The 18,494-nt window shown below is 40.3% G+C and carries 14 protein-coding genes; 4 read left to right on the forward strand and 10 right to left on the reverse strand.

Annotation, left to right across the window (positions count from 1 at the left end):
• Positions 1-95 precede the first annotated feature (95 nt).
• On the reverse strand, positions 96-530 hold the full coding sequence (locus H5185_RS06625; protein WP_182741660.1) for a hypothetical protein: 435 nt from the start codon (positions 528-530) through the stop codon (positions 96-98).
• Positions 531-724: 194 nt separating this feature from the next.
• Positions 725-1,432, reverse strand: a complete 708-nt coding sequence (locus H5185_RS06630; RefSeq protein WP_182698404.1) for a transcriptional regulator NanR — start codon at positions 1,430-1,432, stop codon at positions 725-727.
• Between the two features lie 201 nt (positions 1,433-1,633).
• Between H5185_RS06630 and H5185_RS06635 the strand changes: the two genes are divergently transcribed.
• Positions 1,634-2,443 (forward strand): alpha/beta hydrolase, encoded by an 810-nt coding sequence (locus tag H5185_RS06635; RefSeq protein WP_182741661.1) that lies wholly within the window; start codon positions 1,634-1,636, stop codon positions 2,441-2,443.
• A gap of 394 nt (positions 2,444-2,837) precedes the next feature.
• Here the strand turns inward: H5185_RS06635 and H5185_RS06640 are convergent, their stop codons facing one another.
• Together H5185_RS06640 and H5185_RS06645 are read right to left on the reverse strand one after the other, a co-directional pair.
• Positions 2,838-4,031: a cyclically-permuted mutarotase family protein gene (locus H5185_RS06640; RefSeq protein ID WP_182741662.1), complete on the reverse strand. Its 1,194-nt coding sequence runs from the start codon at positions 4,029-4,031 to the stop codon at positions 2,838-2,840.
• A 114-nt stretch (positions 4,032-4,145) separates the two neighbouring features.
• Positions 4,146-7,052 (reverse strand): TonB-dependent receptor domain-containing protein, encoded by a 2,907-nt coding sequence (locus H5185_RS06645; RefSeq protein WP_182723371.1) that lies wholly within the window; start codon positions 7,050-7,052, stop codon positions 4,146-4,148.
• A 1,129-nt stretch (positions 7,053-8,181) separates the two neighbouring features.
• Here H5185_RS06645 and H5185_RS06650 point away from each other — a divergent pair.
• Positions 8,182-8,880, forward strand: coding sequence for a hypothetical protein (locus H5185_RS06650; RefSeq protein ID WP_124017286.1), 699 nt, complete (start codon positions 8,182-8,184; stop codon positions 8,878-8,880).
• Positions 8,881-9,168: 288 nt separating this feature from the next.
• Here the strand turns inward: H5185_RS06650 and H5185_RS06655 are convergent, their stop codons facing one another.
• From H5185_RS06655 to H5185_RS06675, 5 genes are all read right to left on the reverse strand, one after another.
• On the reverse strand, positions 9,169-13,032 hold the full coding sequence (locus H5185_RS06655) for a S8 family serine peptidase (protein WP_182741663.1): 3,864 nt from the start codon (positions 13,030-13,032) through the stop codon (positions 9,169-9,171).
• Between the two features lie 294 nt (positions 13,033-13,326).
• Positions 13,327-13,788 (reverse strand): transcriptional regulator AsnC, encoded by a 462-nt coding sequence (gene asnC, locus H5185_RS06660; protein ID WP_124017288.1) that lies wholly within the window; start codon positions 13,786-13,788, stop codon positions 13,327-13,329.
• A gap of 98 nt (positions 13,789-13,886) precedes the next feature.
• The gene (gene rluA, locus H5185_RS06665) at positions 13,887-14,564 is read right to left on the reverse strand and encodes a bifunctional tRNA pseudouridine(32) synthase/23S rRNA pseudouridine(746) synthase RluA (protein ID WP_182741664.1); all 678 of its coding nucleotides are present in this window, start codon (positions 14,562-14,564) and stop codon (positions 13,887-13,889) included.
• 85 nt (positions 14,565-14,649) lie between these two features.
• Positions 14,650-14,940: a hypothetical protein gene (locus H5185_RS06670; RefSeq protein WP_124017290.1), complete on the reverse strand. Its 291-nt coding sequence runs from the start codon at positions 14,938-14,940 to the stop codon at positions 14,650-14,652.
• A gap of 32 nt (positions 14,941-14,972) precedes the next feature.
• Positions 14,973-15,392, reverse strand: a complete 420-nt coding sequence (locus H5185_RS06675; RefSeq protein WP_124017291.1) for a hypothetical protein — start codon at positions 15,390-15,392, stop codon at positions 14,973-14,975.
• A gap of 404 nt (positions 15,393-15,796) precedes the next feature.
• On the opposite strand from H5185_RS06675, the gene H5185_RS06680 reads away from it, so the two are divergent.
• Positions 15,797-16,786 (forward strand): 2-hydroxyacid dehydrogenase, encoded by a 990-nt coding sequence (locus H5185_RS06680; RefSeq protein ID WP_124017292.1) that lies wholly within the window; start codon positions 15,797-15,799, stop codon positions 16,784-16,786.
• A 145-nt stretch (positions 16,787-16,931) separates the two neighbouring features.
• Positions 16,932-17,669, forward strand: a complete 738-nt coding sequence (locus H5185_RS06685; RefSeq protein ID WP_182741665.1) for a dienelactone hydrolase family protein — start codon at positions 16,932-16,934, stop codon at positions 17,667-17,669.
• Between the two features lie 237 nt (positions 17,670-17,906).
• Here the strand turns inward: H5185_RS06685 and H5185_RS06690 are convergent, their stop codons facing one another.
• Positions 17,907-18,470: a mechanosensitive ion channel family protein gene (locus H5185_RS06690; protein ID WP_124017294.1), complete on the reverse strand. Its 564-nt coding sequence runs from the start codon at positions 18,468-18,470 to the stop codon at positions 17,907-17,909.
• Positions 18,471-18,494: the final 24 nt, after the last annotated feature.

The raw sequence follows: 18,494 nt of genomic DNA on the forward strand, positions 1-18,494 counted from the left end.
TGGCGCCCTGAATCGAAAACACTTTATAGCTATCCACTGCCAGTATTACCTAGCACAGCAAAATCCCCATCAGCAGTCGTCATTAACAATATCCTCTATGTGTTAACCGGTTCAGGGCGCCATATAATGAGATTGACTAAATTTGTCGTTTTTTGTTTGGCTATACCCCCGGTTACAAGGGTGGCACCAAGGAAACTGGTTGCCGCGGCAAAAGATCTATTACCTTGTTCTGCCGACAAGTTCGTCACAATAACATTACTACCATCAACGAGATATATTGCTTCTGATTCAACGCTGCTGTCTGTTACCTGCTCTGCGATAAAGATATATGGTTTAGCAGTTAAATCTACTATACCTGATGATATCACTAGACCAGTACCTTGATGGTCGATAAACGCACCGTGATTAATGTTAACTTTGTCTATTGAAGTCGTGTTTAATTCCTGCCACTGGATTGATGTTTGAGCATGGGTTAGCAACGGCATCATCAACATCAAAGTAAACGCTGACTTTAATATCTTGTTAATCATATGTACTCAAATAGTGTTGTTTTACTGTATACCTGTTATACCACCTGTTTTAGGCTAATGCTATGAAAATATACCATTCGATTTGAGAATTTTTAGCGAACCGCTATTGAAGTGATGTTATTGCGCTGCAGTTAGCAAAAAAGCTATCTATCGATAGCTTTTCTCAGTTGTGCTGTTTTAGTTATGACGCTCTATTACTCAGCGTAATATTTGTCGAATACATATTGTATATGTTGTGTCAGCTTTTTATCCGCACCTTCCACATCACGATTTTTAATGCAGGCTAAAATTTCAACGTGATCTTGGTGGCTTCTAGCGTTGAGTTCTTGCACATTAGTTTTTGCAGGACGTGCATCTATTACCCAATCGACAAGGGCTTGATGTATAGCTAAAAAAATAGGGTTACCGGGAATTGACGCGATGACTCGGTGAAAGTAAATATCGGTCTTTTTAAATTGGTTTTCATTATTTATCGCTTTGCCGTTTAGCTCAACCGCCTTTTCTAACTCCTGAATTTGCTCACTTGTTGCAAATTCAGCAGCATGACGTACTAAGCTTGATTCAAAAAAACTTCTTAATTGATCAAAGTACTGTAAACCGTTTGGCTGTGATAAAAAGTCTTTCGACATGCCTGACAATTCAGAAATAATGGCATCTGGAGAAGGTCTAGTGACGCGGGTTCTTTCACCGCTACTAATTTTAACCAAGCCTTTGCGGGCTAGCGCAGATAGCGCATCACGAATAGAAGGCCTACCAACACCAAACGCAGCCATGAGCTCTCTCTCAGAGGGAAGCGCATCTCCTTCGGCTATTTCACCTTGACGTATCATCATTTCCAATTCTTCTTCAACTGTTTCTGATAGTTTTTTTCGTTCAACAGGACGTTTAATCGTAATTGGCATTGGGAATTCCTTTAGTACGCGAGCGATTATGTATCACCTATCTGGCTATTGTACCAATGTGTTAAAGAATGTATATGAAATTATCTTTGTGATTAATTTTTAATCACAAAGATGCAGTTTAGTTTGATATTTAAAATCGTTGAGCTTGTGGTGTACCTATTGTACCATAACGGTAGTTAGTATCTTTTAGAGTACCTGCCTATGAACACTCATCAGAAAAAGACGGTCAGTTATGGGAGTGAAGGTCAGCAGTTTGCACATCTTTATACGCCGACCCACGCAAACAATACGCCAGTGGTCATTGTGGTTCATGGTGGCTATTGGAAAGATAATCACAGCCTTGAGACTTATGCCACTCGCGCCATCGTTGATTACTTGCAAACCTTTGAGGTTGCGATATGGAATGTAGAATACCGGCGCATGAATACCGAAGGTGAAAATATCAATGCGCCTTGGCCTACAACCTTTAAGGACGTTGCTGATGCCATCGATTATCTGCGTCATATCCAGCATAGCGAAAGCTTAGATTTAAGACGAGTTTTGATCATTGGCCACTCTGCTGGTGGGCACTTGGCGACTTGGGCAGCATCAAGAGAAGGTATAGCCGCTGACAGTGAGCTTTATTATAACGATCCTTTGAAAATACAAAGAGTGGTGACTATTGCGGGTATTTTAGACTTAGTGTCAGTGAACGATGTAGACCAACCAGAGCAAATATATCGACTGATGGGCGGGACGCCATACAGCCACCCTGAGCGATACCTTGCCTGTAATCCGAGTCGTTTATGCCACCCGCAAATGGTGTTAACTGTGATACATGGTGGGCGAGATACTTGCGTAAACGTTTCACAAGTAGCGCAATTTTGTGAACAAACTCGAGCTAGAGTGAGGCAAATTATGTTACCCACCGCCGATCATTTTTCGATGCTACCTCATAATGGTCATTGGGTTGAGACGCAGTGGCAGCAAATACAGCAATTAATTGCAGAGGAAATTGTGGCTTTAGGCTAGTTCGTCATCCCAGCGCGGCTAATGGGTAAAAGACTTATCGGTTGTTTTATTGCTAACCATTCTTTATTTGTGGAATTAAACACCTTGTTATAGCGGCTGAATGTTAGCTAGCTCGACATTTCAATAAAGTACTGCTAGTTGCTTCATAGATAATTCCGATTGAATCACTATGTAGTCACACGATATCTGTGTAGTCGTTCACGCCATAAACGCGCTAATAGGGCACTCCAAATATCTGTCCTTGATCAGTAATCCTAGTGTTCGACATTTGATCAGTGCTTGGGGGCTAACAGTAATGACAACCTGATTTTAGGCTGAGTAAAGTATAGATAGTCGGAGCAGAATACATTCAGAGTTTCACCCTATACATATAGCTTATCGCCATGTTATTGGTTTATAAGACTGTACCTTGATAGATGTTTGGGCTTCGTACTACGGGTTTAATCTCACCTGAAATCCAATAGATTTTATTTCCTTGCTGAGTGATAGTGAGTGGCCCAGCTCCGCCAGTAAATGGCACGTTATTAGTCAGAGCAGACCAATCATCTTTGTCGATATTATAAATAATCTGGCGACGACTAAAATTGATCTCTTGTTCACTCAAGCTGAAGTAATATTGTTTAAAAGCCGTCAAACCTTCATTTTTTTGTGTGGTCAATTGAAAGATAGCATCATTAAAAATAGCGCGATTTACACCACCCAGTAATACTAATTGATCATCATTAATGGTAGCCACACCACCACCGGTTACCGAAAAAGGCTGTTTGTCCAAAGTGATAGGCGCTAATGTTGTCCAATGCGACTTTTTAAAATCAAAAGCATAGGCATCAGTTAGCACAGCGTTATCAGTCAAAAAACTCAAACCGCCGAAAATGTAAAACTGACCTTTATGATTGATCGCTGGAAAATCTGAACGTTCAGCACCAGGAACAGCAGGAATATTCTCACTATTAATGCATGACTTACTGATGAGAGAGTACTGACAGACACGATTGTTTACTTTGCCATTTTGCTCACCAGCAAAGATATATAAGTCGCCATCTTGCCAAGCAGCGCCACCTGAATGCCATGTGAAAGGTAAATGATCGATCAATTCAGTGGTCAGTTTATAATCTGAATCTAAAGTTAATTTTATAATGGAATCGAAGGCTTGTTGATTATTTTTACCTCCAACAAGATAAAGGCTGTTATCGACGACTAAGGTTGCTCCATGCCCTGCTTTGATAGGTAAGTGGCCATGTGCAACCAAGTTAGCGAATTTATTTGTAGTATCGAAGACAAAAATATCCGAATAGAATTCTTTTTCCCCCTGTTCAAAAAATGGGTGGCCATTAGGGAAATTGGCGCCGCCTGCGACAATGAGGTAATTACCTAAAAAACCGCTATAGGCTCCAGAAATACCAATCGATTCAGAAAAGCCATCGGGTACGGGTAGCTGACCAGCCTTTATCCATGAAATCTGTGGCGTGTTGTCGAATGATGAATCATTTTGTTGGGGATAATGGGTCATTTTATCTGCAGCATTAGCATCAACTGTTAACAATAATGATGCTATTAACAAATTTAGTAAGTTAATAAGCTTCAACATCCCCTCCTTAGTGGTTATTAAAAATAAAACCTAATCAGCACTGATTAGGTTTTAAGGCTCTCAAATTGCGTGTAAGGCATGCTTTATAAAATATGCTGCATGCCGTTTTAGTTATTAGAATGTCAACTTAACACCGGCGAAGAGTTGGCGACCAATAACATCATAAGCTTGAGGTGTTGTATTGGTACCAACTGCTGAACTTGTTGCTTGGATATCTGGTTGTTGATCGAGTAAGTTATTCGAACCAATATACACATTTACCGCATCATTAATTTGGTAGCTTGCTCGAACATCTACATAGTAAACAGCATCCATAGTGTTAAGATCATCCGATAAGGTCGTTTCTCCTAGAACACCTTTAGTTTCAGCACGATATGTCATCTGGGCAAACAGGTTAAAATCATCTGTGATGTTATATGAGGCATTCATAGTGTAGCGATATTCAGGGAATAATGTCGTTCCTAAATTGTCAATTTTACCTGTAAGAGTATCTATTTCATATTCGGCTAGGTAGTTAGCAATAAAGTTTACTGTCAGGTTATCCAGTGAATATGCTACTTCCAAATCAACGCCACTGGTTGAAATAGTATTAGCATTTATTGATGTCGAATAAATATTTAGAATCGGACCATCTTGCACATCTCTCACGATTCGGCCACCACAGGTCTTATCAAATTGTGATGGATCGACATCATAACAACGTTTAACCATAGTATCGGGAGTGATGGTCGTAATACCATCTTCAATTTCGATACCGTAGTAATCCACCGAAATCGAGAGGTTGTCTAGCGGAGTCATTACAAAACCTAATGTTAATGAGTCTGCCGTTTCTGCTTTTAAGTTAGGTGAACCACTTTGAGACACTAAGGTATTATTTGTCTCTGAACCCACTAATATATATTGGCCGTTTGGATCTGTATCCATTCGATTTGAAATTGCCGAGATAGAAGTGCAATTCACGTCGATATTAGATGTGCCTGTCTTGGAGGCACCATTACAGACATCTATCGTTGGGTTTGCAACACTGGTTGTTCCCGTAGAGAATATGTCATTGATATTCGGTGCTCTAACTGAGCTCGACTGGCTCGCGCGAATTCGGAACATCTCATGGATAGGTGCATCGATACCTAAACGGTAAGTTGAAGTAGTACCTATTGTTGAATAATCACCGAATCGAGCGGCAAGACTTAGGTTAAGCCAATCTGTAACAGGGACGTAAAGCTCACCAAAAACTTCCGCAACGTCAAAGCTGCCGTCGATTGGTTGAACAGGGCCTTCACGGGTGATGCCTAGTTGACGGAAACTATCAGGGTTTTCAACGGCGGATTCTTTTCGGTATTCAACACCAGCAGCAAAGCCTATGTTGTCATCTCCGATAGCAAAATCTAATTCACCAGACATAACACTGTTCACCACAAACTGTTCAACTTTACCTGTTTGCCCTGTGTTAACAGCAAGATACTTCATTGCTTCATCGGAAAAACCAGTGATACCAGCTTGACCAGCCAAACTATCAGTCGTTCCAAATGGATTCACTGGTACACAGCCATAAGTCCTGGCGATAACATCAGCACATTGGTATCCACCATTGCCGTCTTCTTCGATAGTGAGTGCTTGTTGCAAATTAGGTATGCTGAAGTCACCACTGTTCTGTTGTGTTTGTGAAGTTATGCCGTACGTTGCGCCTGTTTGCCAATCCATACCATTGTCTAAGTAGTAGGTATAGTTACCTGCCACGCGGAAAGTATCGCGTTGGTTTTCTGTGAGACGATTGCCAAATTCAAAAGTACGCCTATTGGTGGTTACACCATCAAGAGAGGTGTTATCTCCCATCACAGCTAAAAGTTGCTGTCCTGCGCTACTACCGACAAAGTATGGGCTCGTGGCGACGTCGATACCGGTTGTGCCGCCATTGCCTTTTCTGAAGACATTATTGACAACATCGATTGGTGCTTCTTCTAAATCAACCCGAGCCTGTGTTTGTGCATAGTTTAATTCAACCTCTAATGTTGATTTCTCAGAAATGTCGAAAGTGACTCCAGAAGCAATATTAAAGCGTTGATATGGCAAGACTAATGTACGATTAGAATGTTGATTGTCCCAGTCTGAGTCACTAGTTGGCTGATAATTACTGTCCAGTAAGGGTTGGTTTGCATTAAATTGATCGCCATTACCAAAGATTTTTAAATCGCCATAACCCAATAAAGCGCCATCCACATGACCAGGTCCATCTCGCCTTGCAATCGTATCTCTAATGCCATCGCCGTTGGTATCAACAAATCTCATTTCATATCGAGAAAAGTCTCTTTCAGAAGAATTCAATACCTCTTGATTAGCATAACCGGCGGAAATCCAAGCATTACCAGAGTCAAAGTTTTTGCCATAGGTAAAATCAAAATTTTGTCTTTCTGCGCCACCTTCGCTGGATTCTGCTGCAAAAGCGTTTATTTCTGCGCCATCAAAATTCTTTTTTGTGATGATGTTAATCACACCAGCAATCGCATCGGAACCGTAAATTGCGGATTGACCGCCCGTTAATACATCAACGCGTTCTATAATTGCGGTTGGAATTGAATTTAAATCAACACCATATCCCGTGTTTGCAGAAACACCAGATACATAACGACGACCGTTAACTAAGACTAAAGTTCGTGCAGAACCCAAATTACGAAGTGATGTTGTTGACACGCCGACATTACTGCCTGCACCACCAAGAGAAACGTTATCACTTGACCCATTTATCGCGGAAGTTACCGAAGGTATATTGTTGAGCACATCCCCAATAGAAATTGCTGCTATACCTTCAATCATCTCTTTACCCACTTCGGTAATAGGGGCGGATGATGAAGTGTTAGCGCTACCTTTAAAAATGTTTGAACCAGTAACAGCAATACGTTCAACATTTTTTGGGGTTTGTTCAACTTCCTTAACGCCTTCTACTGCCAAAACTGCTGGACTAAGTAAAGCAGCAATACATACCGACAACGCAGTGCGACTAAATGTTCTGTGGATGGTGTTCATACTTCCCTCTCTGAGTTTTATAGTTTTAATTTCATGTTCAACTGTTTCTGATGTCGTTAACGTTTTTAATTATTGAACAGATAATGCTCGCTTCTGTGTCATGCAGTTAACCTATCATACCATCACCCAGTCGGCAACATAAATTACTCTAAATGTAAACTTGCGGTTTACACTTTGGTAACTTAGGCTCTGATTATTCCCGTAACTGCATTTTTAGTTATATAAATATCGTTAATTCAATTTGTTATGTTTTTATGTAGGCTTTATACATTAGGCATTGGCATGGCTTTTTTGATTATGGATGTATGTTTAAATAAACAGAGTTCTATGCCATGTATTTAAAAAGCTACTTAGACTGGTGATTCGGGTGGTTATCTGTTGACTCATGTCATCAAAAGGTAGGGCTATCTCAAGGTGAATTTGTATTGTGTGTTGAGATTGAATGTAACTATATCGGTTGTTTTGAAAGACTAAAGCTGAGTGTTACGCTCGATATGTTATATAAGATTGGGAGGTGCTCGACTTTGAGTCACATGAGTTGCTGCCGAGTGGAATATCTGTTGAAGGTAAGACGTTGTCTGAAGCTTAAGTACGCTCCTGATGCTTATTGCTGGCTTATGAGATCATTGTAAAGCCTGAGTATTATTGCTTTATAGCGACTAAGGTTCACATTTGCCTATTCAGAGTTCAGATAATTATGATGGCGACTTCAAATTGAGCTGAGCATAACGACGCTAACTGTTGGGATGATCCATTAAAGGCAAGCGTAGCAGTGATATATCTGGTTCGGGTAGGTCAGTTGTTCATTGATAATGTTCATTGTTCATCTAATTGTCATCGCTAGCAATGACGTACTTTCTGGCTGTTTCATATTTAATCCAAAGAAATAACTCACAATATGATGTTTAATTGTTAACTAAATTAATACCATATAAACAAAGTTTAATATAACGCTTAATGTGTTATTTATATAAAACAAAGCATTTACTATCAGTATCTTAGGTTTTTATCGGTAAATTATTATCTCACATTTTTTGTTTTTAAATCGATCTAGTGTTGCGCTCTTACATGCAGGGCTTTAGTTTGGCTAATGTGCGTCAATTTTTGATGCTCACCTGAAGGAGTTTCCATGACAGCACAATTTAATGTTCAAATTGGTTCTTTTCGTAAAATCAACAAGATCCCTAACGCCTGGTCAAATAAAGATTACCTTCAATTGATGGCTATTATGGGCTTAAATGATGGCTTAGATGATATGGAGGAGTCTGAACTTAGAGAAATGTGCATGATGTCTTTAAATGATTTAGAGGCCACCGAAGCCGCTAAAATTGTCTTAACTCATTTATTCACTGAATTAGCAGAAGGTAAAATTGACCAGTTAAGTAATGACATGATTGGTGACAGGATGTGGGAAGAATATTCTGATTGCTTGCTTCATGAAGGCTTTTTTAGTGCTTATGCATTATTGAGAGAAGCTTTTAATGGTGTTTTTGCTGAGCCTACCGGCGTTGAGTTTACGGTTAATGTGACCGCAACAGATGCAGACGATTTAAGCATATTTGATCAGTCGTTGCATGCATCTATGGTACGTCTTTTAGCATCAGGGTTATCACCCGATGTGTTATTACATCGATTGTTTGAAGATCAAATTACCGGCACACAATTTCCAGAAGCTACTGGCATATTATGGCAGTTAGAATCTGTTACAAGCGAAGGCTTATCACGTCAGTTTAAGATGGTCAGTTCAGATTTCTGGTTTGGACAATTAGCCAATATTGAGATGTTTGAGGCTTCAGCTCATGCTGATGAATCAGATGAAGAGGAATAGTTGATCGGAGTTAGGGATAGTGAGCGTTTATTTAATAACTTTTAGCCTTGCTCGCTATCATTGACTTGCATCGGTTGCTAATCGATGGATAAGAGACCTTGTAAGTAAAAATCATCCGTTTGATATGATATAAGGTAAATGTTGTTATCTCACTTGTCGCTTATGTTAGCCAAGCTAAGGTGAAGAATATTATCTGATTAATTTCTTTAACTAATAAAAAACCAGCTGAATAATACAGCTGGTTTTTTTATATCATTTTGGCAATGCCAAATTAATGATGACTAATAATTAGTGCTTACGACGACGTAATGCAGCTAATGGTAGTAATAGTGCGGTTAACCAACCCATAGAACCACCAGAAGATTTCTCTTCTTCCTTGGTGACATTAATGGTTGCAGTACCAGGTGCACTTGTCAGTTCGCCGTCAGATGCGGTTACAGTGAAAGTGAAGGTGTCATTACCTATAGGAGCCGTAAAGTTAATTGTTGGACCACCGTTAGTAAAGTTAACACTCTTACCACCAGTTTGGACCCAATTATACGTTAAAGCATCGCCATCGATATCTTTACCATTAGCCTTGGCTGTTACAACGAAACCACCGGCACTATTCATTCCTGAAGGTGCAACAGTAGGAGCGTCATTTACGTTAGTCACAGTAATAACAACTTGTGCAGGAGTGCTCAGATTCCCTTCTTCATCAGTAGATGTATAAGTGAATGTGTCTGTACCTGTGAAGTCTGCTTTTGGTGTATAAGTAAATGAACCGTCAGCGGCCAAAGTAAGCTCACCATTAGTCACGTTATCAACAAGAGCAACAGTACTTAGTTTTCCTGCTGGAGATACGTCAATTAAGCGTTGAGCTTTAGCTGTCATGCCATCGCCCGTTACTTGAGTACGAGCTACTTTTTGGTCTGGTTTAGTATCATTATCTAATACATTACCTTCCATGGAAGTGTCTTCATCAAGTGACGGCGCATCAGCTTGGCCGAAGCTAAACTCAGTGACCATAGCTTTATAGCCGATTTCAACACTACCAGAGTTTGATGCTCTAACTTCAACATAATCATCGTTAGTAACAGCTGAACCTACACCGTTGTAGTAATAAGTCGTTCCGATAGTACCACTGATGTTTTCTGCACCTATGGTTACGTTAGCTGGCATACCAGGAATGTCGAAGTAGTTAAACGTCACTTCTTCAGTATCGCCAGTTTTTAACCAAACGCTGAAGCTGTACTTGTCACCTGATGAATCAGCATAAAGCTGTGCATCATTCCATTCAACAACTAAGAATGAAGCGCTTCCAGTGCTCACGACACCAATAGAGATAGCTCCACCACCAGTGTCGCCAACCGTACCATCACTTAAATCAAAATCTGACCAGAATGGTGCAAGGATATTATTTGGATTTGAGCTGTCAGGTAGTTCTTTATTAGCATAAGTACCAGCAGTTGAACTATTGCCAGGGATAACTATACCGTTATCAGAAATTGTGATTTGAGTATAAGTTTGGCCATTGTATTTGTAGGCTGGTACGTTAAATACAAATGTCGTTTCATCACAACCATCTAGGCAAGCTGGTGTTTGGCTTAAACCAAGGTCTGTAATATTTGGGTATGAACCAGAGCCACTTGAAGTAACCATTTCAGGCAAGTCCATTGAACCAACCCAAGTGATAACGCCAGTATTCTCATCAACAGATAGACCATTTTGCGAAGCGCCGTTCAGGACAACAGATACATCATCTTTCGATGTAAGCTTAGTGCCCTTAGGAGCAGAAGCTGTCACAGTAACGGTATTTTCGAACATGGTATTATTAACAACAGATTTTACAGTGAAAGGATCTGCAACAGTAATATCAGTATCAGTTGTATAAGTAGAGATTAAAGATGAATCACTAGACTCTTTAGCTAATACCGCTAATGGAAGATGAGCATTTTGCTTACCTTCAGTGCTGGTGATCATTACATTACCAAAGATCCAATCGCCATATTCACTGAATGTTGAATCAACAGTAACGGTAAACGTTGCAGATGCACCCGCTTCAAGTTCAAGTGTTGATGGAGAAATCATTAGGCCAGCAGTATCAGAATTTGCTGAAAGTGCCCAAGATGATTTTTCATCACCTTTGTTGTAAACAGTACGAGTAAATGTACAGATACCGACACAAGAGTCTGCTGCAATTGAAGGCTTATCAAATGTTAATACTGCTTTTGCTGCAGCATCAAGATCCATACGACCAGCACCCATATCAAAAGGAGTTGCAGGTGTTGACGCGTCATCATCTAAAATACCATCCATTTTAGATGTTGATGTTAATGCTGTTTTAATATCAATTGATGACCAATCTGGATGTAACTGGCTTAATAAAGCAGCAGCACCCGCCACGTGTGGGCTGGCCATACTGGTACCAGTAATCATGTTAAAGTTTTCTCCACCATCGTCTGGTGAGAAAGCAGATAAAATATCTGTTCCTGGAGCAGCTAGATCAGGCTTGAGAATGTTTTCATTACCATTTGGACCACGAGAGCTAGACTGATTAATCGTATCTGCAAGGTTGCTTGCGATAATACGTTTAATTTCAGAACCTATAGTACCTTGAATCGTAGTGTCACCCATTGAATCAACAATTGCCATGCCATCATCTTGTGAGATCATAGCTGAAGGGAATGTAATGCCTGGAACTGACATGGTGATTGGAGCACCAGCACGATTATTGTATACCACAACCGCTTTAGCACCTGCGTTTTGAGCATTAGTCACTTTATCACTAAAGTTACAAGTACCACGTGAAATCAACGCAATGCCATCTTTAAACGAATCAGCGGCAAATGCATCACAGCCTTCAGTGTTTTCAGCATCGATGTTTAGAGCTAAAATAACTGGAGCAGTAATATCCATCTCAATGATGGTATCAGATCCTGGAACCGCTAATAAATCATCACCACCAACATTGAAGCTGTTAGCAAAATAACGGCCAGTAGTACTGTTAGCTACAGTGATACCAGATTCAATACAACCAGGACAACCAACTGATTTAGCTGCGTTACCATCGTTACCAGCAGCACTTACAACAACAACACCAGCAGCTTCAGCAGCTTCAAACATTGTTTTATATGGGCTGCTTGCTGGATCGGCACCGGCACCACCACCCCATGAGTTATTGATTACGTCTGCACCATCATTAACAGCATGTTCTAATGCTTCCATCAGCATAATGTTAGAACCGCTGCCACCAGAACAATCTTCTTTAGAATACAGTGCTTTATAAGCCATTAAATATGCGGCTGGAGCAACACCTGATAAAGTAACGTCAACACCTTGGAAAGTGGTATCTACTTTGTTACCTACAGCGGTACCAGCAACGTGAGTACCATGACCACCGTAGCCTAATGGGCTCATGTATTCATCTGGACATACCGCAAATGTTGGTTGTGACCAACGTGCAACAATCAGTTTATCGTTACAGAATGAGCTATCTACCGTTGAACAATAGTCATCGGTTGGCATCATAGAAGTTGGAGCGGTAAAACCTTCTCCTGAGAACATTGGGTTTTCAGGACGAATACCACCATCAATAATTGCAACACGGATACCTTTACCGGCATTTTCCATACCATCAACAGCATTCCACATCGCTTGACTATTAATAATGCCAAGTGAAGCATCCATGTTTGTTTCGTACATTGCTTCAGGGTATACCGAGATAACCCCTGGAATAGCCATGATCTGTTCAACAGTTAACCCTTGGCTAACAATGGTTACACCGTTAAATAATGTCTTAAACTGACGTTCAACTTTAGCATTTGAAGCCACTTTTGAAAGTGCTTTTGTAAATGCTGCTTGCTCTGCTTGCAAATGAGATGCATAACTTTTCACTGGAGCTGATTGAATATCTAGCTTGCTATTTTTATCTTTAATAGCTGTAGAGGCTAAAGTAGAAATGCCACCTTGGTACTTTGCAATGGCAGGCGACTCTAATTCAACAATATAACGTTGAGGAGCTACTACGTTGTTTTGTCTTACTGTTGGTTTGTTGTTATTTTTAACGGACAGCAGTTCAATGCCTGTTTGGTCAGAGCTATATTGTGTATTTGCATAAGTCGCACTTGATATCAGTGCAGCCGAAATGGCTAGAGCTAATTTTGTCTTCACAACTTCTTCCTTGTTTTATACATCACTCAATGTGGGGGGAGGATATCGTTTTAAGACGATGTATATTAAGTGATGGTGTTTATATTAATTTCTGCTTATGTGTTGCACTCTGTGGTGCATCAACAGCATTTGTAGCACAAAGAATTAACAAAAGTAACACTCCGATTTAAAAAAAAGGCAATTAATTGTTAATAAGTATGTGTAGGTTTGTGATTTAGGTTATGAAATGCACTTGTAGCGTTTGACAATTCTGAAGGTAATACAGACGTGGAAAGAGATTAAGCCCTCAATGATTTAGGGCTTTACCGATCGGACAATAGGGTTTTGAAGGCTAATAAGTGTTTCAGTAGACTGGATTTCATCAATTGATTGGATACGGTTAATCAGCACATGCTGTAATCCATCGATAGATTGGCACATTACCTTTACAAATACTGAGTAATTACCAGTGGTATAATATGCTTCTACCACTTCTTCTAATTCATTTAGCTTGGCAATCGCTGCTGGATAATCGCCAGCACTTTTTAAATTGATGCCAATAAAGCAGCAAACATCATAACCCAGTGCTTTAGGGTTAACGGTAATTTGCGCGCCGGTGATAATGCCAGCTTGTTTCATTTTTTCAACGCGAACATGAATTGTCCCTGCACTGACATTGAAACGTTTCGCCAGTTCCGCAAAAGGTGTTCTGGCATCTTGCATCAGTGCGGTAAGAATATGATTGTCTAATTCATCACGATGAAATGAGCTATCCACGATATTAAGCCTAACAAACCATTAATTGGTCATAAATCTACGACTTTCATTGCGTAATAGCTACTACAATCCACATATTTATTAATAATGTTTAATTTTTACTGTTCATCGGTTGGCGTCATGAAAGTGACGGCTGCTTCAAAATGCATTGCTTGTCGTGAGTACGGATGAGTTATCGATAATGCTGCCGCATGCAGCAGTAACCTAGGTGATAAGCTTTTTGCTAAAGGATCGGCATAGAATCCATCGCCAAGGATCGGGTGCCCTAACGCCATCATATGAACTCTCAGTTGATGAGAACGTCCCGTAATTGGGGTGAGTTTTACTAACGTTGATTTAGCACCGTAACTGACAACTTCGACAAGTGTTACCGAAGGTTTGCCAATGGCGTGGTCGACTTTTTGCTTGGGTCTATTAGGCCAATCGCAAATGAGTGGTAAATCAACCTGAGTGATACTAGGCTTCATGTGGCCGGCAACCCGAGCATAATAAGTTTTGGTCGTTTCTCTATCACGAAATTGACGTTTTAATTCGCGCTCTGCACTGCGTCTAAGTGCGACGACAATCACCCCAGAGGTTGCCATATCTAGGCGATGTACAATTTGGGCATGAGGGTGTTCAGCTAAAACCCGCGCATAAATACTGTCATGATAAATGGCTTCTCTTCCCGGTACCGATAACAGTCCAGAGGGTTTGTTTGCGACCAGAATATCTTTATCTTGATACAAAATATCCAGCCAAGGACTGGTGGGTGGGTTGTATATGAAATCAGCCATAGTTGCTCTCGTGAGTCAATTCGCGGCAAAGATACCGTTAGGGCTTATGATGTGCAAGTATAGAATGGTACTGAGAAGTGGCGACTTAAGAGAATGCATTGCCGTTAACGTGCATTATGGTAAACGTCCACACGACAAATGCGAGCGGGATATGCACTAATGCATAAAAACATTGATCAAGTCGACTCATGCCTTTTGCTAACCAAATTAAATACAGGTGTGTGGCGATCACTGCGGGAAATAGCACCAGCAGAGGATAAAGCGAAAATGGACTAGCATCAGCAAAAATGGCGTGAGTCACTATTGCCCACGCCACCATAAAAGCGGTCGTCATTGGCGGCATTGCTATGCGATATTGATCTGGGTAAGGGAACATCCCATGTCCTTAAAGTCATTTATAGTTGGGTATTAGCCTTTTATTTCTTTTTTACTCTGAATCACCTTCCGGTGCACTATCGAATAATGCCGCAATCCGGCGGGTCCATGAGATACAATAACAGATAATAAAATAATAAAGATGATTAATTCAGAATGGCATTGGCTTATTTGAATAAAAAATCCTAACAATATGATTTTAAATAAGGTTAATACTCCTTTGAGTTGGATTAACCAGCGCCAATCTCTAATGATTTCCCAACTCATTAGCAGTACGCCAGATGTAATCGCTATAATCCAATAATTAAGCCATAGAGATAATTCAAGATTAAAGATAATACCGCCGCCACTGCCCACTATACCGATAATATGCAGTGCTCTTAATGACGTTTTACTGATCCGTTCGATCCAAAAACGACGGTTTGAGACTGGTAGTTTTTTTTTATGATTCATAGTGTCGTGGGCTTAATAACATTGCGCTAATATTAGCAATTTCAATATGTAAAAACAGTGATATACGCAGCAGTTCTTTTTATTATCAATGTGGTTATATTGCTGGTGGATCAAATTTTATTTCCTTCAATATGGTTAGTATTTGACTCTAATATTGATTATGGTCATGGAATATTAGTGTGGCGAACGGGACAGATTTATTATCGGTATGACCAAATCCACTGAATTGCCAGTCACTATCCTTAAAGGCTCTTCACCAGAGAGAATCTAGATCACAACTTCATCGTTATTCAGTGTGATATTGACGACAATAACCGTTAATTCACATACAATTAATTCATATCTAGGGGCTGATCATATTGATGATTTGCTCATCAATTCGCTATTAGTAAATTTGGATACCTATGAAAATTGGATTTTTTAGCGCCAAGCCTTACGACATTCGCCATTTCACCAGTATTAACCAAACTTTTAAGGTTGATATTGAATTTTTTGATTACCGACTTTGCATGCAAAACGTCAAACTAGCGGAAGGCTATGAGGTTGTTTGTGCTTTCGTCAATGACTCCTTATGTGAAGAAGTATTAGTTGAGTTGGCCAAAGGTGGCACAAAAATTATTGCTATGCGTTGTGCTGGCTTTAATAACGTTGACTTAGTGGCTGCTGAGCGTTTAGGCATGAAAGTGGTCAATGTGCCCGCGTATTCACCAGAATCTGTTGCTGAGCATTCAGTGGCACTCATGTTGACGTTAAATCGTAAAATCCACAAAGCTTATCAGCGCACTCGTGACGCTAACTTTGCTTTATCGGGGCTTGTCGGTTTTAATATGTTTGGCAAAACCGTTGGCGTGATAGGTACGGGTAAAATTGGCCTAGCCACCATTAAAATCTTATTAGGTTTTGGCTGTAAAGTATTGGCATTTGACCCTTATCCAAACCAAGCTGTTATTGATCTTGGTGTCGAATATGTTTCATTAGAAACCCTCTATCCTCAATGCGATATCATCAGTTTGCATTGTCCATTGACCAAAGATAATCATCATTTACTCAACAACGTTAGCTTTAATCAAATGAAGCAAGGCGTGATGGTGATTAATACCAGCCGCGGTGGATTATTAGATGCATTGGATGCCATGGAAGCGTTAAAAGATGGCAAAATTGGTTCATTAGGACTTGATGTATACGAAAATGAAAAAGGGCTGTTTTTTGAAGATAAATCAAATGAAATTATTCAAGATGATATCTTCCGCCGCTTATCGGCTTGCCACAATGTTATTTTTACCGGTCACCAAGCTTTCTTAACTGAAGAAGCGCTGAACTCGATCGCCTCAACAACATTAACCAATGTGACTCAGTTGATCACAGGGCAAGTTTGTAATAATGAGCTGTTTTAATTTGCTATAGTGCGCAGGAATTGCAGCTCACTAATATCAACTCACGACAAACATCAGCTTACTAATGCATAGGGCATGCGCTGGCAATTGCTACTATGCTGGGTAAAACCTTGTGTTGGGTATAATGTGAAATAAATGGAATATTATGATTACAACAACTGAAACTCACGATATTAAAACGGCCACGGGCTTAATGCGTACCACGCTTTATCGTCCGGATACTAAAGGCCAATTTGCGACTATCATTTTCTACTCAGAAATATTCCAGCAAACTGCTCCGATAGCTCGATCTGCTGCGATCTTGGCTGGGCATGGGTTTGTGGTGTTAGTACCCGAAGTGTTTCATGAGCTCAACCCTATCGGAACTGTGTTGGCGTATGACGATGCAGGTAAAGATAAAGGTAATGCAGACAAGTGGGCTAAGCCGTTAGAGCAACATGACAGTGACACTCAAGCGCTTGTCGATTTTGCGCGTGCACAGTCATTTTGCAGTGATAAAGTTGGCGCTATGGGCGTATGTATTGGTGGTCATTTAGCCTATCGAGCAGCGCTTAATCCTGATATTAGCGGGGCTTTTTGTTTGTATCCTACAGATATTCATTCCAATACATTACCTTGTAAAGAGGGCAATGATTCATTGGCTCGTACTGGCAGCATAAATGGCGAGTTAGTGATGGTCTTTGGTAAACAAGATCCACATGTGACTAAAGAAGGTCGTAAGCTTATTTATCAAAAGCTTGAACAAGTGAATGCAAACTTTACTTGGCTTGAGGTCAATGCTCAACACGCTTTTATGCGCGATGAAGGTGAGCGTTTTGATGCCGCTTTAGCGTTGCAGATGTACTTGCAAGCCGTAGCGTTTTTCCATCGAGTATTAAACTAGCACCGCAATATGTCTGCGCAGAGCTTAAGTCTGAGTATAAATATGGGCTTAAATAAAGCAGGCATTACTCTATTCGATACATAAGCCCAGTTAATGTTAATAAGATTATGTATCGATTCTCTACTTATACGGCATCGGCATTATTAAGCTGAAATTATTGTCAACATGGCTAAGACAGCAGAGCATTGGTTGCTATTAGTCAGATATGAATCACACCACTGGGTATACGCTAAAAGCTTACTTAAGCCATTTTGCTCTACTTGCATTAATCTTCGCCTTGGTTTTGTTGCTTGTTGCAAGTGAACTAGGGTGGCGTGGTTCGGGTAACTTAATCACCGCTTTTTGGAGCATCAAGCTGTTAGGGTAAGTCATCACATCGCCGATATCCCGTTTGATCAATACGTGAAACAAACTGATTTCGACAATAATGCCACTCATATCCTCTTCTTTATCGACAATTTTTATGCGATCGCCAATTCGATAAGGAAATGCAAAAAAGATCAATACACCAGCAGTGATGTTGCTCAATATCGACCATTGAGCAAATAGGGCCACGCCCAATACCGCAAAGGCTGAAGACACAAATAGCGACACCTCTTGATAACCTAAACCTAATGACACCGCCATGACGGATATCGTCACAAAGAACAACAAATAAGAAATTAAACGAGTAATCAAACGGCTACGAACCTCGCTGACTTGTTTCTTTTGTGCTTGCTGACGGATCCATTTTTTGACCTGTCGCTGGGCTAGAAAGAACACCGCCAAATACAAAATTATCATCAATAAATGGTTAAACATGTCGATTTCCTATCTGGTCGTATT

Origin of the sequence: Shewanella sp. SG44-6 (genome assembly GCF_014164185.1) — a bacterium.
Classification (GTDB): domain Bacteria; phylum Pseudomonadota; class Gammaproteobacteria; order Enterobacterales; family Shewanellaceae; genus Shewanella; species Shewanella vesiculosa.